Genomic DNA, 22922 nt, shown 5'->3' with positions numbered 1-22922 from the left:
GGCTCCGGCGCGAGCCTGCTCGGGCCGCGTCCGGCGGTGTGGGGGTGTGGGGGTGTGGCGCGAGGCCCGCGTCCGGTGTGGGTGTGGGTGTGGGTGTGGGTGTGGGTGTGGGTGTGGGCGCGAGGCGCGCGTCCGGCGGTGTGGGGGTGTGGGCGCGAGGCCCGCGTCCGGCGGTGCGCCTCAGACCTCGATCAGCACGGTGAACGGGCCGTCGTTCGTGAGCGAGACCCGCATCTTCGCTCCGAACCGGCCCGTCTCGACCTGCGCGCCCAGCGCCCGCAGTTGCGCCACCACCTCGTCGACGAGCGGCTCGGCCACCGGACCGGGCGCCGCCGCGTTCCAGGTGGGGCGACGGCCCTTGCGGGCGTCCCCGTAGAGGGTGAACTGCGAGATCACCAGCAGGGGCGCGTCCACGTCCGAGCAGGACTTCTCGTCCTCGAGCATACGAACCGACCATAGTTTCCTGGCGAGTTGGGCCGCCTTCTCCTTGGTGTCCTCGTGGGTGACCCCCACCAGCACACACAGCCCTTCGCCGGGAATCTCACCGACGGTCTCCGGTCCCGACTCACCGGCGACGACGACGCTCGCGCCGTCCACCCTCTGTACCACTGCTCGCATGGAGAGCAACCTATCGGGACCCGTCCGGGCCGCCGTTCAGGGCCGAACGGGTGCAGAGTGCCTGCGTCGGGACGTATCGGAGTGGCACCATGCACCAAGGCGGTGCAAACCCCTCGGCCCTTCGGGCCCGGGGAGCCCGTGCACCGGTCGAGGGGACGGACATACGCACATGACCATTTCTGGCGCCGGGCAGTCGCTCGGTCCCGTACCGATCAGTCTGCCGCCGGGCGTCGGGACGGCACGCCCGCCGCGGCAGCGCAGCGGCGCGGAGCTGCCCGGGCACCCGCAGCACGATCTCGCCGCCCTGCGCCTGCCCGAGCTGCGCACACTGCGCCGCGACTCGCAGCGCGACGAGGCCGACCTGAGCTACGTGCGGAGGCTGGTCCAGGGCCGGGTCGACATCCTGCGGGCCGAGCTGGCCCGCCGCAGCGACCCGGGGGCGGCCGGCACGGTGGTCGACCGGCTGGTCGGCGACCGGCTGTTCCTCGCCGACGCACCCTCCCGGCGAGGCTCATCCGCCCGCCACGTCACACTGTCCACGCCGCACGGGGAGGAGTACCGGCGGCTCGCGTCCGAGATGCTGGACGAGGTCGGCCTCTCCGACCTCGAGGCCCGTACGGACGAGGAGCTGCGGTCGGCGATGGGCAGGCTGCTCGGCTACGAGGAGCAGGTCTCGCACCGCCGCCGGCTGTTGCAGCGGACCGCCGACGATTGCAGTGCCGAGATCGCCCGCAGGTACCGTGAAGGCGAAGCACAAGTCGACGATCTGCTCACCTGAGGCTTGCCCGGGTCTCCCCGGCCGAAGCGGCCTCCGGCGCGGGTCCCTGTCCCGGAAGGCCGCCGATGTCCTCCATGTCCTCCTCCAGCCCCACCGTCATACCGTCGGCGCCGCCGGTTCTCGCCGAGGTGGTCCGCTCGGGCTTCGTGGAGGGCCACCACAGGGGCTCGCTGGTCGTCCTCGCGGCCGACGGCAGCGTGGAGTCGGCCATGGGTGACCCCGCACTGCCCGTCTTCCCCCGCTCCTCCAACAAGCCGATGCAGGCCGCGGCCGTGCTGCGCGCCGGTCTCGACATCGACGGTGAGCGGCTGGCGCTCGCCGCGGCCAGCCACTCCGGCGAGGGCTTCCACCTCGAACTCGTACGGAAGATGCTGGCCGGACACGGACTCACGGCGGACGAACTGCAGACCCCGCCGGACCTGCCGCTGGACCCGGCGGAGGCCGAGACGTACCTCGCCTCCGGCCAGGTGCGGGACAAGGTCACCATGAACTGCTCCGGCAAGCACACGGCCATGCTGGCGGCCTGCGCGGTGAACGGCTGGGACCGTACGAACTACCTGGATCCCGCGCACCCGCTCCAGCAGCTGGTCCGCAGGGTGGTCGAGGAGGCCGCGGGCGAACCGGTCGCCGCGGTCGGCACGGACGGCTGCGGTGCGCCGCTGATGGCCCTCTCGCTGACCGGCCTGGCCCGCGCCTTCCGGCACTTCGTGCTCGCCGAGCCCGGCTCGGCGGAGCGCCGCGTCGCGGACGCGATGCGCGCCCACCCCGAGTACGTCGCCGGTACACGCCGCCCGGACACCTGGCTGATGCGCGAGGTGCCCGGCACGCTCTCCAAGATGGGCGCCGAGGCGGTGCAGGCGGTCGCCCTGCCCGACGGGCGGGCTCTTGCCTTCAAGATCGACGACGGCGCGATCCGGGCGCTGGGCCCGGTACTGGCGCGGACGCTGCGGCTGATGGGCGTCGACGCGCCCGTGGTCGACCGGATCGGACACATGCCGCTGCTCGGCGGTGGCGTGGAGGTGGGCTCGATCCGAGCGGCGTTCTGACTGAGCCGTCGCGGGTCCGTGGGGTCCGTGGGGTCTGTGGGCTCCGCGGGGTCCGTGGAAAAGGACAACCGGACGCGGGTTCGTGGAGAAACCTCGTCCTCGACGTCCGGGACTCCTCGTCCCTCGCCTCCGGCCGTTACCGCCTGGACGCGACCCCGTCCGGCACGGCCTGCGTGCCCACGTCGCAGTCACCGGATCTGACGCCGGACGTGCAGGGCCTGGCGACACTCTGTCTGGGCGACGAGCCCGCGACGCGCCTCGGGGCCCTCGGCCGTGTCGACGAACACCGTCCGGGCGCGGTCGCCCTGGCGGACACGCTGTTCCGCACGGCGCGGCGGCCGTGGTGCCCGGACGTGTTCTGAGCGACGGCCGGCGGGCCGGTGCTGTTCCCGGGGCGCTGGTCCTCGCTCCTCCGGGTCACTGACCCGGCTGGGTCAGCAGCAGGACGAGGATGATCGAGCCGATGGCCGTGCAGGTGGCGCTCCGGGCCTTCAGCCCGATGGTCAGCATGGCCAGACCCACCACGCCCATGGCGCCGTACTTCCACTGGACGAGCTGCTCGAAGCCGAGGGTGAGGGTTGCGAGTACGAGTGCGATCACAGGCATGGGGTCCCCTCCTTCAAAAGGGCGGGGAGCGCCTTCTGCCCGTACGCCGTTGTCACCGGCCAGGGCGCCCCGTGGAAATTCGCTCGAGCTGCCAACTCCCATACAAATCTGACTGGTTGGCATATGACTTGTCTTCCCGTTGGCTACGTGTCGGTAAACTTGTATGACTATCGGACGGTTGGTTGGCTGAGGGTTGGCCGCTCGCCGGAGCCGGATCGGTCCTGTCGACGGCGACAAGTCAATTACGGCCGCACTCGGTGTAGTTGTACGGTGGTGGTGTGGCAACACGCGGACAAGCAGAGGGCAGCAGAAAGTACGAGTACGTCGCGGAGGAGCTGAGGGCCCGGATCCGCGACGGTGTGTACCGAGTCGGCAGACTGCTGCCCACACAGCGGCAGTTGGTGGACGACTTCGACGTGTCCCGTGCGACGGTCACCACGGCCTTGCGGCTGCTGAGGGACGAAGGTCTGATCGAGTCGCGCCAGGGCAGCGGGGCCCGTGTCCTGCCCGCCGAGGAGCGGTCCGAGGGCTTGCCCCCGCAGCGGCCGTCCGCCCCCGCGCTCCCGGCGCTCGAGACGCTCCGCCCCCACCTGCAGGCCGCGTTCGAGGCCGATCACATCACCCTGGACGTGTTCTCCCTGACCTCGGAGACGATGAACCGGCACCTCGGAGCGCAGATCACCCGGATCCACGACGGGGTGATCCGGCCGCAGAGCATCTCGCTGCGTCTGATGGTTCCGGACCCGAAGATCAGACTCGCCTTCCCCGCGGCACTCGCCGACCCGGACGACGAACGGCCGCGGCAGCGACACCGTGACACGTTGATCCAGTGCTCCAGGTCGGTGCGGTACGAGCTGCGTACCCTGAAGCGGCAGCGGCTGGTACCGGAGGTCTCGGTCCGGATCAGGACCGTGCCGCTCACGCCGACCGGCAAGATGTATCTGCTGAACAAGGATCTGCTGCTCGAGGGCTATTACACCCTGGAGGGCACGGATCCCGACCCGGTCGAGGGCGAGGAGCAGGAGGGCACAACCCTCAACTCCCTCGGGCTCGGCGCGACGCTCTTTCCGTATTCCAAGCCTGACCAGGCACTGAAGGTGGAGACGGCGCAGACCTTCTTCGACTCCTATTGGGACCTGCTGGCCCAGGATGCGGACTTCGGCGACTGATCGTGCCCCCCACCGACACCGACACCGACACCGCCCCGGACACCGACGCCGACACCAATACCGGTACCGACCCCCATGCCCACACCGGCGCCGGCGCCGACGCCGTCGGGGACACCGACGCCAGAACGGGAACCGGCACCGGTGCCGGCGGCGACGACCGGAACCCGGCGTGGGTCCTGCTCTCCGGGGCTTCGCTGGTGGTCCTGGACTTCGACAAGATCGTGTGCGACCTGTTCGTCCGCAGCCCGGCCGACAGGATCGCGGAGAGGCTCCGCGAGCTGGCCGGTTCCGACGCCTGCCACGGCGCGGGTGCCACCGGCCTGGCTGATCCGCTCGTCGTCTTCACCCGGATCCACGCCACGTACCGGCACACTGCGCCCGGCCTGGTGACCGCCGTCAAGGAGCGGCTGGACGCCGAGGAGGTGGCGGCCGCGGAGTCGGCCGCGCGCATGCCGGGAGCCGCGGCGCTGATGGAGGAACTGACCGGCCTGGGCAAAGAGATGGCCGTGGTGTCCAACAACTGCGAACTGGCGGTGCAGACCTTCCTCAAGCGGCACGACCTCGAGAAGCACATCACGGCCGGTGTCGTCGGCCGGCCCGACGCTCCGGAGCTGATGAAGCCGGACCCCTTCGGGCTGCTTCATGTGCTGCACGGCAGTGGCGTGCGTCCCGTCGACAGCGTGATGGTCGGTGATTCGCGGGCGGACGCGGGCGCGGCGCAACGCGTCGGCATGCCGTTCCTCGGCGTCCACCCCGACGAGGGCAGATGGCGCCGTCCGGAGCCGGTCGAGGTGGCGCACGCCGTGCCCGACATGACATCCCTGCTTCCGGACTTTGTTGCGGCGCGGCGGGTTTGAGCCTCTGGCTACTGCTGGGTATGAAGCTGATCGGCGGTCGGGGACGGCCCGCCGCCGGTGTCGTCGGACCTGAGAGCGCAGGAGCCGCATGCCCGATGTAGCGCGCAGCGACTCCGACCGTGTCGTGGACACCTGGGTCTCGCTGTACCGGACAGCCGCTGAAGGCGCTCCGCTCGCCGGCTACTACCACCGTAATCACTGCGTGCGGCTGCCTCCCGGCCCGGCACGGTCCGTCGCGCTGCCCGCGGGCACGATCGTGAAATTCCGGACCCCGATCACCGAGGCCGCGCAGCTCAACTTACGGATATGGCCCGAGGGAGAGGTACTCGGCGCCATCCGCGGCCGGGTGAGGGGCAGTCCCCGGGTGCTCGCCGACCGGCCGGGTTTCACCGTGCATTCGTTCGCCGAAGGCCGGTCGCTCGCCGAGCTGGCGGGCCGTGACGCCCCGGTCGGGCGCGCGTACATCGACGCGCTCGGCGAGATCTTCCGGCAGCTGGCCACGGTACCGCCGGCTACGCTGCCCGCCTGCCCCGACGACTGGCCGGAGGACGGCGACTGCGCCGGCTTCCTGCGTACGCTCGTCGAGTTCACGGAGAGCGAGGTGAAGGGGCGGCACGGCAAGAACCATCAGGCCCTGTTCGCCGCGCTCCGGGTCCCGGACGGTGTCTTCGCCCGGCTGCTGGAGCGCGCACACCCGCTGGGTGAGCGCCCTTTCGTGCTGCTGCACACCGACATCCACCGCGGCAACCTGATCGTCGGGCCCGACGGCGGGCTCTCGCTGATCGACTGGGAACTCGCCCTGCTCGGCGACCCCGTGTACGAGCTGGCATCGCATCTGTCCCGAATGCGGTACGCGACGTGGGCGGAACGGCGGGCCGCGCACCGGGTCTGGTGTGCGGCCCTCCGCCAGGTGAACCCTGCCGCGCTCGCCGGTCATCGCCGGGCGCTGAGGGTGTATCGCGACTTCGAGCGGTTGCAGTCGGTCCACATCGATGTGATCAGACTGGCGTCGGACTTCTCGCGCTGCCCCGACAAGGGGGGACGCGACCGGGTGGTGGCCGGGATCGAGTCCGTCATGCGGGCGGCGCGCAGACCGCTCGGCACCCGGCGGGTGCCGAGCAGGCGGCGGATAGCGCAGGCGCTGGCCGAGACCGCCGGCGGGGCGTGAGGCCGCGGCGGGAGCGGGGGCAGGGCGGGTACGTGCGACAGGAGTGTCGGCGGGCGCGACGCCGCGGCGGGAGCGTGGGCAGGGGCGTGAACGTGCGACAGGAGTGCCGGTCTCACGCCGTACGCGCCTGGAACAGCACTCCCGACAGCGCCACCGCCACCGCGAGGATTCCACCGCACCATGCCAGCGCCAGCCAGGGCGCGGAGCCCACCGGCTGGTCGTGGAGGAGTCCGCGGAGGGATGTGATCAGCGGGGTGACCGGCTGGTGGTCGGCGAAGCCGTGGAGCCACGTCGGCATCGTCTCGATGGGGACGAACGCGCTGCTCGGATAGGGCAGGAACATCATGAAGAAGGTGAAGCCCGCCGCCGCCTCCGGTGTCTTCGCCAGGAGGCCGACCGCCGCGGAGAGCCAGGACAGCGCGATCAGGAACACGACCAGGACGCCCCCGGCGGCGAGCCAGCCGGCCGGCGGAGCCGAGGGGCGGAAGCCGATGAGGAGGCCGACGCCGAGGACGAGCGCGGTCGAGAAGAGGTTGCGTACGGTGCTCGCCACGACATGGCCCGCCAGGATCGACGTACCGCCCACGTCGAGGGAGCGAAAGCGGTCGATGATGCCGCCCTTCATGTCCTCGCTCACGCGGACAGCCGTGCCGGCCGAGCCGAAGGCGGCGCACAGGACGAGGATGCCGGGCACGACGTAGTCGACGTACTCCGCACCGGTGTTGATCGCTCCGCCGAGGAAGTAGACGAAGACGAGCATCAGCATGACCGGGAGCATCATCGAGGTGATGACGGAGTCGACGTCGCGGCGGCTGAGGCGGATGCAGCGGCCGGTCATGGTGAGGGCGGGGGTCAGGAGGCCGGCTGAACCGGGGGACTCAGGCATGGGTGGTCTCCTCCTGGCGGCGCGTGCCGGTACGTGTGAGGGAAAGGAACACGTCGTCGAGCGTCGTCGTGTGCAGGGAGAAGCGGGCCACGTCCCGCCGGTCCGGGTCGATCTCGTCGAGCAGGGCGCGGACGAGGGCGGCCGAGCCGTCCGTCGGTACGCCGAGGGTGAGGGTCTCCGGCGCGCGGTGCGCGGCCCGGCCCTTGTGCCGCCGGTAGGCGGCCGGGTCGGTGAAGACGAGGTCCAGTCGGTGGCCGCCGACCATGGCCTTCAACTGCGCCGCCGTGCCTTCTGCGACGATGCGGCCGCCGTCCATGACGGCGATGCGGTCCGCCAGCCGGTCGGCCTCCTCCAGGTACTGGGTGGTGAGGAGGACGGTGGTGCCGCGGGCGGAGAGGTCGCGCACCACCTGCCAGAGCTCCTGGCGGCTGCGCGGGTCGAGACCCGTCGTCGGCTCGTCGAGGAACACGACCTCCGGTTCGCCGACGAGCCCGGCGGCGAGGTCCAGCCGACGGCGCATACCGCCGGAGTACGTCGCCGCGAGGCGGCGGGCGGCGCCGGTGAGGTCGAAGCGTTCGAGCAGCTCGGCGGCGCGGTGGCGGGCGGCCCGGCGTGACAGGCCGCTGAGGCGGCCCATCATGCGGAGGTTCTCCTCGCCGGTCTGCTTCTCGTCGACCGCCGCGAACTGGCCGGTGAGGCTGATGGCCCGGCGTACCCGGTCGCGGTCGGCCGTCACGTCGTGTCCGGCGACCCGGGCGCTTCCGGCGTCGGGGGCGGCGAGGGTGGCGAGGATCCGCACGGTCGTCGTCTTGCCGGCGCCGTTCGGTCCGAGCAGGGAGAAGACGCTGCCGCGCTCGACAACGAGATCCAGAGCGTCGAGCACGGTGACTTTTCCGTAGGACTTGCGCAGGCCCTGCGCCTCGACGGCCGCCCCGGCGGTCGACGCGGCGGCCGCCTCGCGGGCCGCCCCGGCGGCCGCCTCGCGGGTCGGCACGGTGGTCGCCGGTTTCGTGGTGTCGGAGGGCGGCGGTTGGTGAGTGCTCATGGCGGCGGACTCCTTCCGCGTACCTTCTGTGTATGAGATACGCGCTACTGCGTAAGGCTTACGCATAACTAGGATGTGAGTCAAGCACCAGAGGGTGCGGGCGACACCAGGACGGCGGTCGTCAAGACGGTGGCCGGTGGTCGGCGGTCAGAGGGCGGCGGAGGCAATGGCGGGCGACGGACGCGGGCGCGGCCCGGGAGGTGCGCGGACCGGCACCGGGCTGCCTGCGAGCATCGAGGCGGCGTGGGGGCTGAGGGAACGGCCGGGCAAGGGCCCCAAACCGGGGATCGGCATCGAGCGGATCGTCGCGGCCGCCGTCGCTCTCGCGTCGGCCGAAGGGATCGGCGCTGTCTCCATGGGGCGGGTCGCCAAGGAACTGGGCGTCTCGACGATGTCCCTGTACCGGTACGTCGCCGCCAAGGACGAGCTCTACATCCTGATGCAGGAGGAGGCCGTCGGCCTGCCCCCTGCGCCGCCGCCTCCGGGGACCGGCTGGCGCGAGGCGCTGGCGGCGTGGGCCCGGGCGCAGCGGGAGGTGTTCCACCGGAACCTGTGGATGCTGCGCATCCCCATCTCCGGCCCGCCGGCCACCCCCAATTCGGTTGCCTGGTGGGACCGTGGCCTCGCCGCCCTGGCCGACACCGGCCTCGACGAGGCCGAGAAGATCTCGGTGATCCTGCTGGTCGGCGGCTTCGTGCGCAACGAGGCCATGCTCATGGCGGATCTGGATGCGGCGATCGCGGCGAGCGGTGAGCCGCCGGAGGCCGTCATGCGACATTACGCACAGACCCTGGAGCGCTTGGCGGACCCCCAGCGCTATCCGGCTCTCGCCCGACTGCTCGAGTCGAAGGTGATGTACGAACCGGACACGCAGGACTTCGACTTCCTCTTCGGCCTGGAGCGCCTGCTGGACGGGGTTGGCGTGCTGATCGGCAGGCGCGCCCGGGGCGGCGGCGAAGCGTGCGACGGCCGGGGCGACGGGGCCGACCGTGCAGGCCGGGGCGACGGGGCGGACCGCGGCAAGGCCGACCGCGCCGGGGCGGACCGCGCCGGGGTGAATCGCGGCCCCAGGCGCGGCGGCGCCGTGCACGAGGAGGGCGGTGCGGCGTGAACGGCGGGATGGGGCTGCGGGAGCGCAAGAAGCGCCTCACGTACCGGGCGATCTCGGACGCCGCGATCGCGCTCTTCCTCGAACGGGGCTTCGACGCCGTCTCCGTCGCCGAGGTCGCGGCCGCGGCGGACGTCTCGAAGCCGACACTGTTCCGCTACTTCCCCGCGAAAGAGGATCTGGCACTGCACCGGTTCGCCGATCACGAGGACGAGGCCGCCCGTGTGGTCGCGGCCCGGGCGGCCGGCATCGCGCCGCTCGACGCCCTGCGCCGCCACTTCCTCGACGGACTGTCGCGACGCGACCCGGTGACCGGCCTGAACGACGAACCGGGCGTACTCGCCTTCCATCGGCTGCTCTACGGCACGCCGAGCCTGGTGGCGCGGCTCCACGCCTATCGGGGCAGGTCCGAGCAGGCGCTGGTGCAGGCGCTGCGGGGGGCGGGTACGGAGGGGCTTGCCGCGCGGCTCGCGGCGGGTCAGATCGTGGCCGTGCAGCGCATCCTCGCCGAGGAGAACTGGCGGCGGATCGAGGCGGGCGAACGTGCGGACGACGTGGCGCCGGACGCGGTGGCGGCGGCGGAGCTGGGCTTCGCGCAGCTGCGCGCCGGTGTTCTGTGAACCGTCGCCGATCCGGCGGCGATCGCCGTGGCGGAGTCGTGTGACCGCACCGCTGTACGGGGTGTTCACCGGCGCGGTCGCACGCCTCGACGCCTCCGCAGCTTGCCCGTTGCCGCCGTTCCTCGTTGCCACCGGCTCCGTTCGGTGCGGCGACGTGTGATCCGGTCGGTGCGGCGACGGGGCTCATGCCATCATCCCGGGATGACTTCGCAGAAGATCGACGCGGCGGCGGCCGGGAGTTGGACGCTGGGCGACCTCAAGGTCAACCGGATCGGATTCGGCGCGATGCGGCTTACGGCGAAGGCGGACGGCAGTCCGAGTGACCGGGACCGGGCCGTCGCCGTGCTGCGGCGGGCGGTCGAGCTCGGGGTCGATCACATGGACACCGCCGCGTTCTACTTCTCCTCGACGCGCTCCGCCAACGAGCTGATCAACCGGGCGCTCGCGCCGTACCCGGACGACCTCGTCATCGCCACCAAGGTCTGGCCGGGCCGGGACACCTCGGGGCAGTGGTGGTGGGCCAGACCGGAGCAACTGCGCGGCCAGGTCGAGGAGAACCTGCGGCAACTCGGCCGCGACCACCTCGACGTGGTGAACCTGCGCATGCCTCGGAGCCAGGAGAACGGCTCTCTCGCCGACCACTTCGGGGCGCTCGCCGAACTGAGGGACGCAGGACTTGTCAGGCACCTGGGCGTCTCCCACGTCAGACCCCGGCACCTTGCGGAGGCCCGGGCCATCGCTCCGGTGGTCTGCGTACAGAACCCGTTCGGGGTGGGGGCCTCGCCCGAACACAACGCGTTCCTGGACGCCTGCGGTGAACAGGGCGTGGCGTTCGTGCCGTTCTTCGCCGTCGCGGGCGCGGGGCGCGAGGCCGGCGTGAGGGGTACGGAGAGCGACGAGGTCCTCGCGGTCGCCCGCGCCCACGGCGCCACTCCCGCGCAGGTCCGGCTCGCCTGGACCCTGCAGCGCGGCCCGCACGTGCTGGCGATCCCGGGCACCGGCAACCCGGCCCACCTGGCGGAGAACGTGGCAGCCGGTGCCCTGCGGCTCTCGGACGACGAGATGGCCCTGCTGACGTCGGCAAGCGGGGAGGCTCAGCCGTAGCGACGGAGCAGGGCTTCGAGATAGTCCTCGAGGCGGCGGGCGAGCAGCGGGGCGGTCAGGTCGGTGCGGCCGCATTCCCGCCAGGGGGCGGCGAGTTTCTCCGCGTCGGGGGCGAAGGCGAGCGCGTCCGGCATGCGCCAGTAGAGGTGGGCGGCCGGGTCGCGGGACAGCCGGCCGCCCTCGGCGGCGTACCGGTCCGCGAAGCGCATGCCCTCGTCCGGGCCGTGCAGCAGGGCGAGCGCGGTCGAGCAGTGGGCCACGTCGAGGTCGGCCGGGCCCCATGAGGTCCTCGCGGACGGTGCCGAGCCCAACGCGGACATGTGGGTCACCGCCGACGAGTCACGCGAGGACATCGTGAAGCTCTACCACCGGGCGTGGGCGCACGCGGACGCGACGATCGCCGCGCTGCCCCTGGACACGACCGGCAGGGTGCCGTGGTGGCCGACCGGCAGGGACGGGGTGACGTTGCACCATGCCGTGGTACGCGTGATCGCCGACGCGCAACGGCATGCTGGACAGGCCGACATTCTCCGCGAGCTCACAGACGGTGCCGTGGGGATGAGAAAGGACAACGACAGCATGCCGACGGGCGACCCGGCATGGTGGGAGCACCACCGCAGCAGCCTGGAACGCGTGGCTCGCGAATCCGCCCGGAGAGGGTGACGCCGGTAGCTGGACCGTAAGCCCGCGCGGTGTTGCGAGGAACACTTTTGCAAGCAGGTGCTTGCAAAAGTTAGCGCCTGCCGGGCACCATGACCACATGGCATCGCTCAACGTCGGCAATCTTGGTGAGTACCTCCGCGAACAGCGGCGCACCGCGCAGCTGTCCCTGCGGCAGCTCGCCGATGCCGCCGGGGTGTCCAACCCGTATCTGAGCCAGATCGAGCGCGGGCTGCGCAAGCCGAGCGCGGAGGTCCTCCAGCAGGTCGCCAAGGCCCTGCGGATCTCCGCGGAGACGCTGTACGTGCGGGCCGGGATCCTCGACGAACAGGAGAGGGACGAGCTGGAGACGCGTGCCGTCATCCTTGCCGATCCCTCCATCAACGAGCGGCAGAAGCAGGTGCTTCTGCAGATCTACGAGTCCTTTCGCAAGGAGAACGGGCTCGAGGCCGCCGATGCCGCGGACGTGCCTGAGGGCACTGCCCAGGACATCGCCCTGGACACCGCCGCCGACGGCCCCCGCACGGCCGACGAGCCGGGCGATGCCGGACCGAACACGAAATGAACCGATCTGCGTTCCGGGAGGACCACAGTCATGGCCATCACCGATGACCTGCGTAAGACCCTCACCGACCCGACCCCTCTCTACTTCGCGGCCGGTACCGCCGACCTCGCCGTTCAGCAGGCCAGGAAGGTGCCGGTGCTGATCGAGCAGCTCGCCGCCGAGGCCCCGGCCCGGATCGACGCCGTGCGCAACACGGACCCCAAGGCCGTGCAGGAGAAGGTGACCACGCAGGCCAAGGAGGCGCAGGCCACCATGCAGGCCAAGGTCGCCGAGGTGATCGGGTCCTTCGACACCGACCTGAAGAAGTTCGGCGAGAGCGCTCAGGACCTGGCGCTGCGTGGCGTCGGCGTGGCAGCCGAGTACGCGGTCAAGGCCCGTGAGACGTACGAGAAGGTCGCCGAGCACGGTGAGCAGACCGTGCGGGCGTGGCGCGGCGAGGCGGCGGAGGAGATCACCGAGATCGCCGTCGCCGTCGAGCCGAAGTCCGAGCCGGAGTCCGTGTCGGCGAAGGGTGCGACGTCGGAGCCCGCAGCCGGGACCGGGGACGCGACGGTCGCGCAGCCGAAGGCCGCCGAGGACAAGAAGCCGGCCGCCCGCAGGACCACGGCGCGCAAGCCGGCCGCCAAGAAGAGCACGCCGCCGGCCGCGAAGTGAGCGAAGCGCGGGCGCCGCGGTGACGCGGCGTCCGGCACGTTCATCGCGCATGGGTGCCCCACGGAGGTACCTTGGCCGCGGGGCAAGGTCACACCAACCACTCACTAGGCGGTGCTGAGGATGCTGGCTGAGAACTTCGACTTCGGACTCATGTTGATCGTCAATCTGGTCTTCCTCGTCACGTCCGTGGCCGCGTTCGTCATGGCCGCCCTGGCCCGTGAGGACGCCTACCGGGCCGCGGACAAGAAGACCAAGCCGTTCTGGATGGTCATCCTCGGCGTCGCGGTCGCGGTGAACCTGTTCATCCCCATGCTGTTCCTGTCGATCGCGGGACTGATCGCCTCGATCGTGTTCTTCGTCGACGTCCGCCCCGCCCTGCAGCAGGTCACCGGAGGCGGTGGCCCGCGTCGTGGCGGCTCCAGCAGCGACGGCCCGTACGGCCCCTACAACGGCGGACGGTAACCCGTACATCTCGGCGGTCGGCGCCGTTCGGTCGGCGCCGTTCCCGTGGCTGGTGGCTGGTGGCTGGTCGGCGCGTCGGTCCGGTAGGCGCGCCGGTCCGGGTCAGTGGCGGGTGCCGCTCCGGCTGAGCAGCAGCACCGCCACGTCGTCCGTCAGGTCACCGCCGTTGAGTTCGCGTACCTCACCGACGGCCGCCTCCAGCAGCGCCTCGCCCTCCAGGCCGGCCGCGAGCTGCCGGTCGATCATCGTGACCATGCCCTCCTGCCCCAGGCGCTGCTTCGTGTCCGGACCCTGACGACCCTCTATGAGCCCGTCCGTGTACATCATCAGGCTCCAGGCGCTGCCCAGCTCCACCTGTCGGCGCGGCCACCGGGCCCGCGGCAGCAGGCCGAGTGCCGGGCCGCCGTCGTCGTAGGGCAGCAGCTGCGCGGCACGGCCGTGGCGGGCGATCAGCGGGGTGGGGTGGCCTGCCAGGTACAGCCCGGCCCGGCGCCCGTCCGGCGCGATGTCCACGGTGCAGAGGGTCGCGAAGATCTCTTCGCTCTCCCGCTCGTGCTCCAGCACCTGCTGGAGCGTGGAGAGCAGGTCGTCGCCGCACAGGCCGGCGAATGTCAGCGCCCGCCACGCTATGCGCAGCTCCACGCCGAGTGCGGCCTCGTCGGGGCCGTGGCCGCAGACATCGCCGATCATGGCGTGGACCGTGCCGTCCGGGGTGCGGACGGTGTCGTAGAAGTCGCCGCCGAGCAGTGCGCGGGAGCGGCCGGGGCGGTAGCGCGCGGCGAAGCGCAGGTCCGAGCCCTCCAGCAGGGGGGTGGGCAGCAGCCCGCGCTCCAGGCGGGCGTTCTCCTGGGCGCGCAGCCGGGACTCCGCGAGTTTGACCTGTACGGTGTCGGCGCGTTTGCGCTCCACCGCGTACCGCACGGCGCGGGTCAGCAGGCGTCCGTCGAGTTCCTCGCGTACGAGGTGGTCCTGGGCGCCGATCCGTACCGCCTCGGCCGCCAGCTCCGCGTCACCGGACCCGGTCAGCGCAAGTACGGCGTGCCGGGGTGCGAGGCGCAGTACGTGCTTGAGTGCGCCGAGGGCGTCGTCCTGCGCGCGGCCGGGCAGCGCGAGATCGACGATGACGCAGTGCACGTCGTCCGTGAGCAGCCGCTCCGCCTCGGTGAGATTCCGTGCGGTGCGGACCCGGACGCGCGTGCCGGTGTCGTCCAGCAGCTCGGGGACGCTCAGGGTGCCCGCGGGGTCGTCCTCGACGACCAGAAGCGTCAGGTCGCCGCCGGATCCGCCGGGGGCGCTCTCCGCGACGGGAACGCTCCTCTGTCGCGGTACGGGTACGGGCATCGGTGCTGTTCCTTCCCTCCCCCCGAGGGTGGGCAGGGAGACGATCGACGTCCCTCCCCCAGGGCTGCGCCCGGGAGGTGCCCTCATGACCGGGACCATAGCGGTACGGGGCGGCCGAACGGAATGGCGATCAGTGAAGAGCCGTTGGCATATGCCGCGCATGAGGGCGTAGTTGCCGGACCTCTCATGACGAACATCACCCGGCGCGTCCCTATTGCCCCGGTCTCCGCGTGGCGCGGGTCACGCGGGCCGTACCGCCGTGCGGTGGACGGCTCCTCGGCGGTCCACGTCACCTGTCGGGGCGTACGACCCCGAGGATGGACATGGAGCCGGCGCCGGCGACGGTCACGTTCCTGCCCGGTCGGGGCGCGTGGATTATCGCGCCGTTGCCGACGTACATGCCCACGTGGCTGGCGTCCGAGTGGTAGATGATCAGATCGCCGGGCCGCAGGTCCTTGATGTCGATCCGGGGCAGCAGCCGCCACTGCTCCTGCGAGGTGCGGGGGATGCCCCGTCCCGCCGCGGCCCACGCCTGTGACGTGAGCCCCGAGCAGTCGTACGAGCCGGGGCCCTCGGCGCCCCACACATAGGGCTTGCCGAGCTGCCGCGTCGCGAACTCGACTGCCTTGCGGCCCTGTTCGCTCGCGGTGCCGCCGACGCCCTTCAGGATGCCCGAACCCAGCCAGGCCGCCTGGGCCTTGTGCTGCGCCTGCCGCTCCAGCTGCCGCAGCCGTGCCAGCTCCTCCTTCTCGAGCCGGTCCTCGATCTTCTTGGCCGCGGCGATTTTCTCCTTGATCTCCTTCTTTGCCTTTTCCTTCTTGGCGCGATTGGCTTCCAGCCGCTCCCACTGGGTGCTGGCGTCCTTGGTGTAGGTGGCCAGATCGGCCTGGGTCCGGGTCAGCTCTGTGATCAGGTCCTGGGTGGCCTTCTGGCCCTGCTGGATACGGCCGACGCCGTCGAGGAAGAGTTGGGGGTCGTCGACGAGCGCCAGTTGCGCCTCCGGCGGCAGGCCGCCCCCGCGGTACTGGGCGCGGGCGGCGGCGCCCGCCCGGTCCTTCAGCTCTTTGATCCTGGCCTGGCCCCTGGCCATTTCCTGTGCCAGCTTCACGATTTCGGCCGACTGCTGCTGCGTCTGTTCCTCCGCGAGGTTGTACGCGTCGGTCGCGGAGGCCGCCTTGCGGTACAGGGCGTCGATCTCGAGGCGGACCTCCTCGAGTGACGCGTTCGGCGCGGGGGAAGCCGGGGGAGCGGGCGGCGCGGGTGCGTTCGGCTGCGTGACGGACGCCGGGGTCGTCGGGGCCGGCTCAGGGGCCGCGAAGGCCGGCCCGGGAGACGTCAGCAGCGTCAGAGCGCAGACCAGTGTGATCGCGGCAGTGGCACAGTGGCGTCGGTTCACGACTCCCCCTTCGGGCGAACGCCTGGCATCCGGCCGCCGTGCGGGGGCATCCGAATGTGATTAACCGTCAGTAACTTGTAAGTGACGTCGTGATGGTGTCATGACGCACGCAAAAGTGACAGAGTCGATCGGCAGTTCGGCACGCAGATCATCCCCCATGGATCGCCCCACCCCGCAGCGCGCCCGCTGATCTCTCCTACTCCACTGACGAGCAATGCGTCTTGTGCGTTCCCGTGTTCGGTCGGTTCACCCGATCGTGGTTGGAGCGGGGCGGAGTGGGGGTGGGCGTGGGGTGGGGTGGAGCGGCACGCGGGGCGGACGGCCGCCTGTGCGCCCGGGAGTCCGCGTGGGACTCCGGACGGGAAAAGGAACTTTCATTCTGCATTCGGAGCAATTGCCGCCCATTCCACCGTGACCTCGCCCTGCCGCCACCGCCTCCGGTCGTCCGTCAGCGGCCAGGTACCCGCCAGATCCGTCACTGCCTCGATCCAGCGCTGCCGCGCGCCGAGCGACGCGTACGGCGCAGCGGCCGCCCACGCGCGGTCGAAGTCCCGTAGGAAGGCGTGCACCGGCTCGCCCGGCACATTGCGGTGGATGAGCGCCTTGGGCAGCCGCTCGGCGAGATCGGAGGGGCGGTCCAGTGAACCGAGCCGGGTCGCGAAGGTCACCGTCCGCGGCCCCTCCGGGCCGAGCGCCACCCATACGTGCCGCCGCCCGATCTCGTCGCACGTCCCCTCGACCAGCAGCCCGCCGGGCGCGAGCCTGCCGCACAGCCGTGCCCACACGTCGGCGACCTCGGACTCGTCGTACTGGCGCAGCACGTTGGCCGCCCTGATGAGCACCGGCCGGTCCGCGGTCGGCACCTCGAAGCCGCCGTGGCGGAAGGTGAGCCCGTCGCGCTCGTACGGCTCGGCGGCCGCGACCCGGGCCGGGTCGATCTCGATGCCGACGACTCGGCACCGCGGATCCGCTGTACGCAGCCGCCGCAGCAGTTCGACCGCGGTCCACGGGGCCGCGCCGTATCCGAGGTCGACGGCGACGGGCGCCGAGTCGGCGCGGCGCAGGGCAGGGCCGTGCGCATGGGCGATCCAGCGGTCCATTCGGCGGAGCCGGTTGGGGTTGGTCGTCCCGCGGGTCGCGGTGCCGACGGGGCGGTTCATGGCAGCGAGGGTATGTGGTCGGACCGGCGCACAGCGGACCCGGACGTCACCGCCGGCTACTCGCCCCGCCGTCAACGCTCGGTCGTCACCGCCGGCTACTCGCCCCGCCGTCAACGCTCGGTCGTCACCGCCGGCTACTCGCCCCGCCATCAGAGCTCGGTCGTCACCGACGGTGCCTGGTCATCGCCATCCGTGCTCGGCCGTCACCGCCGGTGCTGCCGGCCCGGGCCGTTGCCGGGCCCGCTCCCGGCGGGAGCCGGCCGTACGCCCCGGCCGCTGCGGGCGCGCCCGTCCGCCGCGTCGCCGCCGCCCGCCTTGTCGCCGGGCTCCCGGCGACAAGGCGGGCGGAAGTCCGGGAGTGGTGGAGCCACCCGCGAGCGGACGCCCCGGGGACCGGCGGCGCCGCCACGTGCGCAAGGGGCGGCATGGCCGGCTGACGGTAATGATTTGGCAAAGTGGCTGCAGCCGGAAATGGAAGTCACCCCTCCGCTGTTGTGAGACCGTGCGGGACCGCCTGCCCCGCACCTAGCCGTGCCCGCAGCGAGAGGACCGCCGCCGTGAGCCAGTACGTGTCCCGCCTCGGCAGCAGCCGGATGGCACCGCGTATCCGCTTCCCCGGCGGCCACCGCAAGCCGCGCAGGGTCGCGATGCTCAGCGTCCACACCTCCCCCCTGCACCAGCCGGGCACGGGCGACGCGGGCGGCATGAACGTGTACATCGTCGAGCTCGCCAAGCGCCTCGCCGCCATCAACGTCGAGGTCGAGATATTCACCCGAGCCACCACCGGCGAGCTGCCGCCCGTCGTGGAGCTCGCACCGGGCGTCCTCGTACGGCATGTCGACGCCGGCCCCTACGAGGGCCTGGCCAAGGAGGACCTGCCGCCCCAGCTGTGCGCCTTCACGCACGGCGTGATGCAGGCGTGGGCGGCCCGCCGCCCCGGTCACTACGACCTCGTCCACTCCCACTACTGGCTCTCCGGCCATGTCGGCTGGCTCGCGGCCGAACGGTGGGGCGTCCCGCTCGTGCACGCCATGCACACCATGGCCAAGGTCAAGAACGCCGCGCTGGCGGAGGGCGACACCCCGGAGCCGGCCACGCGCGTGATCGGCGAGACCCAGATCGTGAACGCCGCGGACCGGCTGATCGCCAACACGGCGGAGGAGGCCGGCGAACTCGTCCGCTTCTACGACGCGGACCCGGCGAAGGTCGCCGTCGTCCACCCGGGCGTCAATCTGGACCTCTTCCGCCCCGCGGACGGCCGTGCCGCCGCCCGGGCCCGCCTCGGGCTCCCGCAGGAGGCGTTCATCCCCGTCTTCGCAGGCCGTATACAGCCGCTGAAGGCCCCCGACATCCTGCTGCGTGCCGTGGCGACCCTGCTGGAGCGCGACCCGTCACTGCGCCGCCGTATCTTCGTGCCCGTCGTCGGGGGCCCCAGCGGCAGCGGCCTCGCCAAGCCCGAAGGTCTCCAGAAGCTGGCGGCCAGGCTCGGCATCGCGGACGTCGTCCACTTCCGGCCGCCGGTCGACCAGGAGCGGCTCGCGGACTGGTTCCGGGCCGCCTCCGTGCTGGTCATGCCCTCGTACAGCGAGTCCTTCGGCCTCGTCGCCATCGAGGCCCAGGCGGCGGGAACGCCGGTGATCGCGGCCTCCGTCGGCGGACTCCCGGTCGCCGTCCGCGACGAGCGCACCGGCTTCCTGGTGCCCGGACACGACCCCGCGCACTACGCAGACGTGCTGGCCTGCTTCGTACGGGACCCGTTGCTGACGGACCGGATGGGCGCGGCCGCTGCCCGGCACGCCCAGTCGTTCGGCTGGGACACGGCGGCGTCGACGACGGCGGACGTCTATCAGGCGGCCATGTACGAGCACCGCCGCCGCACCCGGGCCGCCCACCACTGACGTACGCTCGCCCCATGTCTGACGTGCAGCAGGTGACCCGGGTCATCGAGCAGACCTTCACGGACGCGGACCTCGAGTGGGAGAGCCCGGACACCGGCTCCTACGTGGTCAAACTCCCGGGTACCCGGAAGCTTTCGACGACGTGCTCGTTCCTCGTCGGCAAGCACTCGCTCTCCGTCAACGCCTTCGTCGTCCGCCACCCCGACGAGAACGACGCGGCCGTCCACCGCTGGCTGCTCGAACGGAACCTCAAGCTGTACGGGGTGAGTTACGCGATCGACTCCCTCGGCGACATCTATCTCGTGGGCAAACTCCCGTTGTCCGTGGTCACACCCGACGAACTCGACCGGCTGCTCGGCACGATCCTGGAGGCGGCGGACGGCTCCTTCAACACACTGCTGGAGCTGGGTTTCGCGAGCGCGATCCGCCGTGAGTACGAGTGGCGGGTCTCGCGCGGCGAATCCACCCGCAACCTGGACGCGTTCAAGAGCCTGATCCAGCGCCCCGCGAACTGACCGGCGCCCCGCCGAACCGACCCGGCGCTTCGGGAACGGAACCGACCTGGCGGCTGGGGAGTCGGCCCGCCCCGGCGTCCCGCCGAACCGGCCCGCCCCGGCAACAGTCGTGGCGCTTCCCTTCTCCTGTGCTGTCGACGTGGTCATTCATCCTCGGATCGGCCGGATGTGCGAGCCGGGCCCTTCGAGGCCAAACTCGGATCATGAGTACCGAACGGCCCCCGTCCGGAGCCGGCGCGGGCACCGCATCCGTCTCTTCGCGCGGCGCGCCGAACCAGACGCTGGCGCTCGCGGCGATGCTCTTCGCGGTGTCGATGACCTTCATCGACCAGACGATCGTGTCCATCGCCGCGCCCAGCATCATCAACGAACTGGGCCTCTCCTCCTCGGGCATGCAATGGGTCGTCAACGCCTATCTGCTCTCGCTGGCGGCGTTCTTCGCCCTCGGAGGGCGGCTGGCCGACATTTTCGGGCACCGCCGGATCGTGCTGATCGGCACCCTGACGTTCGTCATCTCGTCCGTGCTGTGCGGAAGCGTGCCCGAGACCGGTTTCGCCCAGACCTGGCTGATCATCTTCCGGGCCACCCAGGGCCTCGGCGCGGCCCTGATGTTCCCGGCCGCGCTCGCCGTGGTCATCGCCGTCTTCCCGGTCGAGCGGCGCGGGCGGGCACTGGCCCTGTTCTTCGGCCTCTCCGGCGCCCTGACCGCCCTCGGCCCCCTGCTCGGCGGCTGGCTCACCGGCTGGACCTGGCGTGCCATCTTCTGGGTCAACGTGCCCGTCGCTATCGTCGCGCTCGTACTGACGGCGATGGCCCGCATTCCGGGCGACTCCCGCCGGGAACGCCTCGATGTCCCCGGTGCCGTGTTCGTCGCCGTCGGCATGGGGCTGAGCGTGCTGGGCCTCCAGCAGGCGTCCGCATGGGGCTGGAGCAGTTTCCCGACCTGGCTGTGCATCGTCGGCGGACTGGTCGTGCTCGCGGTGTTCTGCCGGTACGAGCTGGGGGTGGAGCATCCGCTGATCACCCTCCGGGTGTTCCGCGACCGGGCGTTCACCGCCGACATCCTGGTGCTGTTCTTCGCGATGCTCGCCTTCGTCCCCGCCTTCTTCTTCGCGTCCGTGTACGCGCAGGTCTCGCTGAGCGCCTCACCCAATCAGGCCGCGTTGTTCCTTCTGTACTTCTTCGCGGGCTTCGGCATCGCCTCCCAGTGGGGCGGCCGCATCCTGGACAAACGCGGCGCGCGGCCCGCGATGAAGCTCGGTACCGCGCTCGGCGCGGTGGGTTTCGCGCTCTGGGCGCACAAACTGACCGACCTTTCCATGCACGACCAGTGGCCGTACGCGGCCCTCGCCGGCGCCGGCATCGGCTTCCTGCTCGCCCCGGCCTCCACGGATGCGGTCAACCGCTCGATCGGCGCGTCGTACGGGGAGGTCACGGGCATCACCCAGACCGTCCGCAACTTCTCCGCCGCGATCGGCATCGCGGTCTTCGGCACCGTCCTCACGCACGTCACCACCGACCGCGTGGTCGAGACCCTGGCGGCCAAGGGAGTGCCGGAGTCCGCCGCGCAGGACGCGAGCCGGGGCATCGCGGAGGCGGTCACCGGTCACGCGGACGACCGGGCGCCGACCGGCAGCGGCGAGCAGGCGCAGCTCATGCGCGACTCGATGGACGCCATCCGCCTGGACTTCGCCGAAGCCAACCAGTGGGTCTTCTACGGGATGGCCATCGCGCTCGCCCTCGCCTTCCTGTGCGCGCTGCTGCATCCGGGGACACGGGTGACGGGCCATCCGGCGGCTGTGCCGACCCGAGCCGACGGTGAGCCGTCCTGACGGTCGGCGCCTTGGTTCAGCCGCCGATGGGCTCGGCCTTCTCGACGGCGACGGGCCCGGCGTCCGCCTGCACGGTCTTCTCCGGCGGGCCGTTCTCCGCCAGCGCCCGGCGCAGCAGCAGCGTGTAACCCAGGGCGGCCACCGCACCGACCACCGCGCAGCCCACCCACAGCACGTTCGGCCCGGGCCCGTCCACGACCCAGCCGGCCACGATCGGGGCGACGAAGCCTGCCACCGCCCATGACATGCCCATCACGCCCTGGTACCGGCCACGCGCGTGCTCCGGGGCGAGGCGGGCGGTCGCGGCGGCGTTGGTGGGCACGTGCACCATCTCACCGAGCGTCCACACGACCACGGTCACCGCGAACAGCAAAGGCGTGCCTGCCAGGGCCGTCGCACCGGTCCCGACGGCGAAGAGGAGCGAGGAGACCGTGAGCAGCGCGGCGGGGGAGCGCTTGTCGATGACGAAGTTGACCAACAACTGGAAAACGACGATCACCAGGCCGTTGACGAAGATGACCTTGCCGTACGACTCGGTCAGCCCCTGCGCGGCCATGGTCAGCGGCAGGCCGATCCACGGTGCGGTGAAGATCAGGCAGACCAGCAGGTTGAGCAGCACGAGTGTCCGGAACGGCCGGTCCTTCAGTACGTCGAGAACCGACACACGCTGTTCGTCCGTCCGTCCTGCCGCGGCGGGTACTGCGGCCCGGGCCTTCGGGCGAGTCTCGCGGAGTCGCAGGAAGACGATCAGCGCGCACAGCGCCGTCGCGACGGCGTCGGCCACGAACAGGGTCCGGTAGCCGAGGAAGATCGCGGCGCCGCCGCCGAGAGCGGCGACGGCGAAGCCCAGGTTGAGGGCCCAGTAGTTCAGCGCGAAGGCCCGGCGCAGGTCGGCCTCCGGCACCATGTCCGCGATCATGGCGCTGATCGCCGGCCGCACGGCCTGCATCGCCACGCCCATGAGCAGGACCACGACCGCGACGCCCCAGGCGCTGCTCACCACGGCGAGCGCGGCGGCGCACACCCCGCCGGCCAGGTGCATCGAGATCATGGTGGGGCGCCGTCCCCACCGGTCGGTGAGCATCCCGCCCAGCGGTGAACCGGCCACGCCGCCGAGGCCGTGCAGTGCGATGACGAGACCGGCGTACCAGGCCGAGTAGCCGAGTTCCTGCGTCAGATACAGCGACAGGAAGGTGAGGACGAACGCGCCGGTGCGGTTCACCAGCGTCGAGGTCCACAGCCACCAGAACCCGGGTGGCAGGCCCGAGACCGTCGCCCGCGCCGCACGGACCAGCGAAGCGATGAACATACGGAAGCCCCCACGGATGTAATGGTCTCGGCAGTAATCCGCAAGTTACAAAGGGTGGGGCTCCCACCGCCACTCAATTGACGGCGACCGTCAGCCGAGTCCGCTCCTCGGGCAGCCGCGCGGTG

General features: G+C 71.5%; 22 protein-coding genes and 3 pseudogenes. 16 read left to right on the top strand and 9 right to left on the bottom strand.

Annotated features, from left to right (window positions below; translation table 11 throughout):
- Positions 1–180: 180 nt before the first annotated feature.
- Entirely contained in the window at positions 181–618 is a 438-nt protein-coding gene (dtd, locus tag AB0903_RS19640) for a D-aminoacyl-tRNA deacylase (RefSeq protein ID WP_366704413.1), read from the bottom strand.
- Between the two features lie 169 nt (positions 619–787).
- On the opposite strand from dtd, the gene AB0903_RS19635 reads away from it, so the two are divergent.
- The 3 genes and pseudogenes from AB0903_RS19635 to AB0903_RS19625 all read left to right on the top strand — a co-directional run.
- Positions 788–1396, top strand: a complete 609-nt coding sequence (locus AB0903_RS19635; protein ID WP_366704411.1) for an AmfC protein — start codon at positions 788–790, stop codon at positions 1394–1396.
- A 65-nt stretch (positions 1397–1461) separates the two neighbouring features.
- Entirely contained in the window at positions 1462–2442 is a 981-nt protein-coding gene (locus AB0903_RS19630; protein ID WP_366704409.1) for an asparaginase, read from the top strand.
- A 92-nt stretch (positions 2443–2534) separates the two neighbouring features.
- Positions 2535–2804: pseudogene (locus AB0903_RS19625) on the top strand (sterol carrier protein domain-containing protein); the annotation flags it as partial.
- A gap of 55 nt (positions 2805–2859) precedes the next feature.
- Here the strand turns inward: AB0903_RS19625 and AB0903_RS19620 are convergent.
- On the bottom strand, positions 2860–3048 hold the full coding sequence (locus tag AB0903_RS19620; RefSeq protein WP_366704407.1) for a hypothetical protein: 189 nt from the start codon (positions 3046–3048) through the stop codon (positions 2860–2862).
- Between the two features lie 278 nt (positions 3049–3326).
- Here AB0903_RS19620 and AB0903_RS19615 point away from each other — a divergent pair, with 278 nt between their 5' ends.
- The 3 genes from AB0903_RS19615 (at position 3327) to AB0903_RS19605 (ending at position 6242) form a co-directional block, all read left to right on the top strand.
- The gene (locus tag AB0903_RS19615) at positions 3327–4217 is read left to right on the top strand and encodes a winged helix-turn-helix domain-containing protein (protein WP_366704405.1); all 891 of its coding nucleotides are present in this window, start codon (positions 3327–3329) and stop codon (positions 4215–4217) included.
- A 2-nt stretch (positions 4218–4219) separates the two neighbouring features.
- The gene (locus AB0903_RS19610) at positions 4220–5074 is read left to right on the top strand and encodes an HAD hydrolase-like protein (RefSeq protein ID WP_366704403.1); all 855 of its coding nucleotides are present in this window, start codon (positions 4220–4222) and stop codon (positions 5072–5074) included.
- An 88-nt stretch (positions 5075–5162) separates the two neighbouring features.
- Complete coding sequence (locus tag AB0903_RS19605; RefSeq protein ID WP_366704401.1) at positions 5163–6242, top strand: aminoglycoside phosphotransferase family protein; 1080 nt, start codon at positions 5163–5165, stop codon at positions 6240–6242.
- Positions 6243–6354: 112 nt separating this feature from the next.
- On the opposite strand, the gene AB0903_RS19600 is transcribed toward AB0903_RS19605, so the two are convergent.
- A complete protein-coding gene (locus AB0903_RS19600; RefSeq protein WP_366704399.1) occupies positions 6355–7128 on the bottom strand; it encodes an ABC transporter permease in 774 nt (257 codons plus the stop codon).
- Complete coding sequence (locus AB0903_RS19595) at positions 7121–8173, bottom strand: ATP-binding cassette domain-containing protein (RefSeq protein WP_366704397.1); 1053 nt, start codon at positions 8171–8173, stop codon at positions 7121–7123. Before AB0903_RS19595 ends, AB0903_RS19600 begins: the two co-directional genes overlap by 8 nt.
- Positions 8174–8339: 166 nt before the next feature.
- On the opposite strand from AB0903_RS19595, the gene AB0903_RS19590 reads away from it, so the two are divergent.
- From AB0903_RS19590 to AB0903_RS19580, 3 genes are all read left to right on the top strand, one after another.
- Complete coding sequence (locus AB0903_RS19590; protein WP_366704395.1) at positions 8340–9284, top strand: TetR/AcrR family transcriptional regulator; 945 nt, start codon at positions 8340–8342, stop codon at positions 9282–9284.
- Positions 9285–9292: 8 nt separating this feature from the next.
- Positions 9293–9901: a TetR family transcriptional regulator gene (locus tag AB0903_RS19585; protein WP_366704514.1), complete on the top strand. Its 609-nt coding sequence runs from the start codon at positions 9293–9295 to the stop codon at positions 9899–9901.
- Between the two features lie 201 nt (positions 9902–10102).
- Positions 10103–11005, top strand: coding sequence for an oxidoreductase (locus AB0903_RS19580; RefSeq protein ID WP_366704393.1), 903 nt, complete (start codon positions 10103–10105; stop codon positions 11003–11005).
- Here AB0903_RS19580 and AB0903_RS19575 read toward each other — a convergent pair.
- Positions 10996–11292 (bottom strand): annotated as a pseudogene (locus tag AB0903_RS19575) (aminoglycoside phosphotransferase family protein); the annotation flags it as partial. The gene AB0903_RS19580 and the pseudogene AB0903_RS19575 sit on opposite strands and share 10 nt — an antisense overlap.
- Position 11293: 1 nt before the next feature.
- Here AB0903_RS19575 and AB0903_RS19570 point away from each other — a divergent pair.
- From AB0903_RS19570 to AB0903_RS19555, 4 genes and pseudogenes are all read left to right on the top strand, one after another.
- Positions 11294–11668, top strand: a pseudogene (locus AB0903_RS19570) (DUF664 domain-containing protein); the annotation flags it as partial.
- A 97-nt stretch (positions 11669–11765) separates the two neighbouring features.
- Complete coding sequence (locus tag AB0903_RS19565; RefSeq protein ID WP_366704391.1) at positions 11766–12230, top strand: helix-turn-helix transcriptional regulator; 465 nt, start codon at positions 11766–11768, stop codon at positions 12228–12230.
- A gap of 30 nt (positions 12231–12260) precedes the next feature.
- Entirely contained in the window at positions 12261–12884 is a 624-nt protein-coding gene (locus AB0903_RS19560) for a hypothetical protein (protein ID WP_366704390.1), read from the top strand.
- A 120-nt stretch (positions 12885–13004) separates the two neighbouring features.
- Positions 13005–13346 carry a DUF2516 family protein gene (locus AB0903_RS19555; protein WP_366704388.1) on the top strand — a complete coding sequence of 114 codons (342 nt, stop codon included), beginning with the start codon at positions 13005–13007 and terminating at the stop codon, positions 13344–13346.
- Between the two features lie 102 nt (positions 13347–13448).
- Here AB0903_RS19555 and AB0903_RS19550 read toward each other — a convergent pair whose 3' ends face one another.
- From AB0903_RS19550 to AB0903_RS19540, 3 genes are all read right to left on the bottom strand, one after another.
- A complete protein-coding gene (locus AB0903_RS19550) occupies positions 13449–14687 on the bottom strand; it encodes a fused response regulator/phosphatase (RefSeq protein WP_366704386.1) in 1239 nt (412 codons plus the stop codon).
- 289 nt (positions 14688–14976) lie between these two features.
- Positions 14977–16083 (bottom strand): NlpC/P60 family protein, encoded by a 1107-nt coding sequence (locus AB0903_RS19545; protein ID WP_366704384.1) that lies wholly within the window; start codon positions 16081–16083, stop codon positions 14977–14979.
- Between the two features lie 374 nt (positions 16084–16457).
- Complete coding sequence (locus AB0903_RS19540; protein WP_366704382.1) at positions 16458–17243, bottom strand: class I SAM-dependent methyltransferase; 786 nt, start codon at positions 17241–17243, stop codon at positions 16458–16460.
- Positions 17244–17800: 557 nt separating this feature from the next.
- Here AB0903_RS19540 and mshA point away from each other — a divergent pair.
- From mshA to AB0903_RS19525, 3 genes are all read left to right on the top strand, one after another.
- Positions 17801–19141, top strand: coding sequence for a D-inositol-3-phosphate glycosyltransferase (gene mshA, locus AB0903_RS19535; RefSeq protein WP_366704380.1), 1341 nt, complete (start codon positions 17801–17803; stop codon positions 19139–19141).
- A 14-nt stretch (positions 19142–19155) separates the two neighbouring features.
- Complete coding sequence (locus tag AB0903_RS19530; RefSeq protein ID WP_366704378.1) at positions 19156–19656, top strand: YbjN domain-containing protein; 501 nt, start codon at positions 19156–19158, stop codon at positions 19654–19656.
- Between the two features lie 203 nt (positions 19657–19859).
- Complete coding sequence (locus AB0903_RS19525; RefSeq protein WP_366704376.1) at positions 19860–21488, top strand: MFS transporter; 1629 nt, start codon at positions 19860–19862, stop codon at positions 21486–21488.
- A gap of 16 nt (positions 21489–21504) precedes the next feature.
- On the opposite strand, the gene AB0903_RS19520 is transcribed toward AB0903_RS19525, so the two are convergent.
- Positions 21505–22797 carry an MFS transporter gene (locus tag AB0903_RS19520; RefSeq protein ID WP_366704374.1) on the bottom strand — a complete coding sequence of 431 codons (1293 nt, stop codon included), beginning with the start codon at positions 22795–22797 and terminating at the stop codon, positions 21505–21507.
- Between the last annotated feature and the right edge of the window lie 125 nt (positions 22798–22922).

The organism is Streptomyces sp. NPDC048389 (assembly GCF_040706335.1).
Taxonomy (GTDB): Bacteria; Actinomycetota; Actinomycetes; order Streptomycetales; family Streptomycetaceae; genus Streptomyces.
Note: the sequence above shows the minus strand (reverse complement) of the source record. Positions and strands in the feature narration are given on the sequence as shown.

Excerpts from the sequence above, each read along its gene's own strand:
- AB0903_RS19580 (WP_366704393.1), top strand. The coding sequence starts at position 10,103 with ATGACTTCGCAGAAGATCGACGCGGCGGCGGCCGGGAGTTGGACGCTG.
- AB0903_RS19565 (WP_366704391.1), top strand. The coding sequence starts at position 11,766 with ATGGCATCGCTCAACGTCGGCAATCTTGGTGAGTACCTCCGCGAACAG.
- AB0903_RS19605 (WP_366704401.1), top strand. The coding sequence starts at position 5,163 with ATGCCCGATGTAGCGCGCAGCGACTCCGACCGTGTCGTGGACACCTGG.
- AB0903_RS19550 (WP_366704386.1), bottom strand. The coding sequence starts at position 14,687 with ATGCCCGTACCCGTACCGCGACAGAGGAGCGTTCCCGTCGCGGAGAGC.
- AB0903_RS19585 (WP_366704514.1), top strand. The coding sequence starts at position 9,293 with ATGGGGCTGCGGGAGCGCAAGAAGCGCCTCACGTACCGGGCGATCTCG.
- AB0903_RS19540 (WP_366704382.1), bottom strand. The coding sequence starts at position 17,243 with ATGAACCGCCCCGTCGGCACCGCGACCCGCGGGACGACCAACCCCAAC.
- AB0903_RS19560 (WP_366704390.1), top strand. The coding sequence starts at position 12,261 with ATGGCCATCACCGATGACCTGCGTAAGACCCTCACCGACCCGACCCCT.
- AB0903_RS19600 (WP_366704399.1), bottom strand. The coding sequence starts at position 7,128 with ATGCCTGAGTCCCCCGGTTCAGCCGGCCTCCTGACCCCCGCCCTCACC.
- AB0903_RS19530 (WP_366704378.1), top strand. The coding sequence starts at position 19,156 with ATGTCTGACGTGCAGCAGGTGACCCGGGTCATCGAGCAGACCTTCACG.
- AB0903_RS19520 (WP_366704374.1), bottom strand. The coding sequence starts at position 22,797 with ATGTTCATCGCTTCGCTGGTCCGTGCGGCGCGGGCGACGGTCTCGGGC.
- AB0903_RS19630 (WP_366704409.1), top strand. The coding sequence starts at position 1,462 with ATGTCCTCCATGTCCTCCTCCAGCCCCACCGTCATACCGTCGGCGCCG.
- AB0903_RS19595 (WP_366704397.1), bottom strand. The coding sequence starts at position 8,173 with ATGAGCACTCACCAACCGCCGCCCTCCGACACCACGAAACCGGCGACC.
- AB0903_RS19590 (WP_366704395.1), top strand. The coding sequence starts at position 8,340 with ATGGCGGGCGACGGACGCGGGCGCGGCCCGGGAGGTGCGCGGACCGGC.
- AB0903_RS19635 (WP_366704411.1), top strand. The coding sequence starts at position 788 with ATGACCATTTCTGGCGCCGGGCAGTCGCTCGGTCCCGTACCGATCAGT.
- AB0903_RS19525 (WP_366704376.1), top strand. The coding sequence starts at position 19,860 with ATGAGTACCGAACGGCCCCCGTCCGGAGCCGGCGCGGGCACCGCATCC.
- dtd (WP_366704413.1), bottom strand. The coding sequence starts at position 618 with ATGCGAGCAGTGGTACAGAGGGTGGACGGCGCGAGCGTCGTCGTCGCC.
- AB0903_RS19555 (WP_366704388.1), top strand. The coding sequence starts at position 13,005 with ATGCTGGCTGAGAACTTCGACTTCGGACTCATGTTGATCGTCAATCTG.
- AB0903_RS19620 (WP_366704407.1), bottom strand. The coding sequence starts at position 3,048 with ATGCCTGTGATCGCACTCGTACTCGCAACCCTCACCCTCGGCTTCGAG.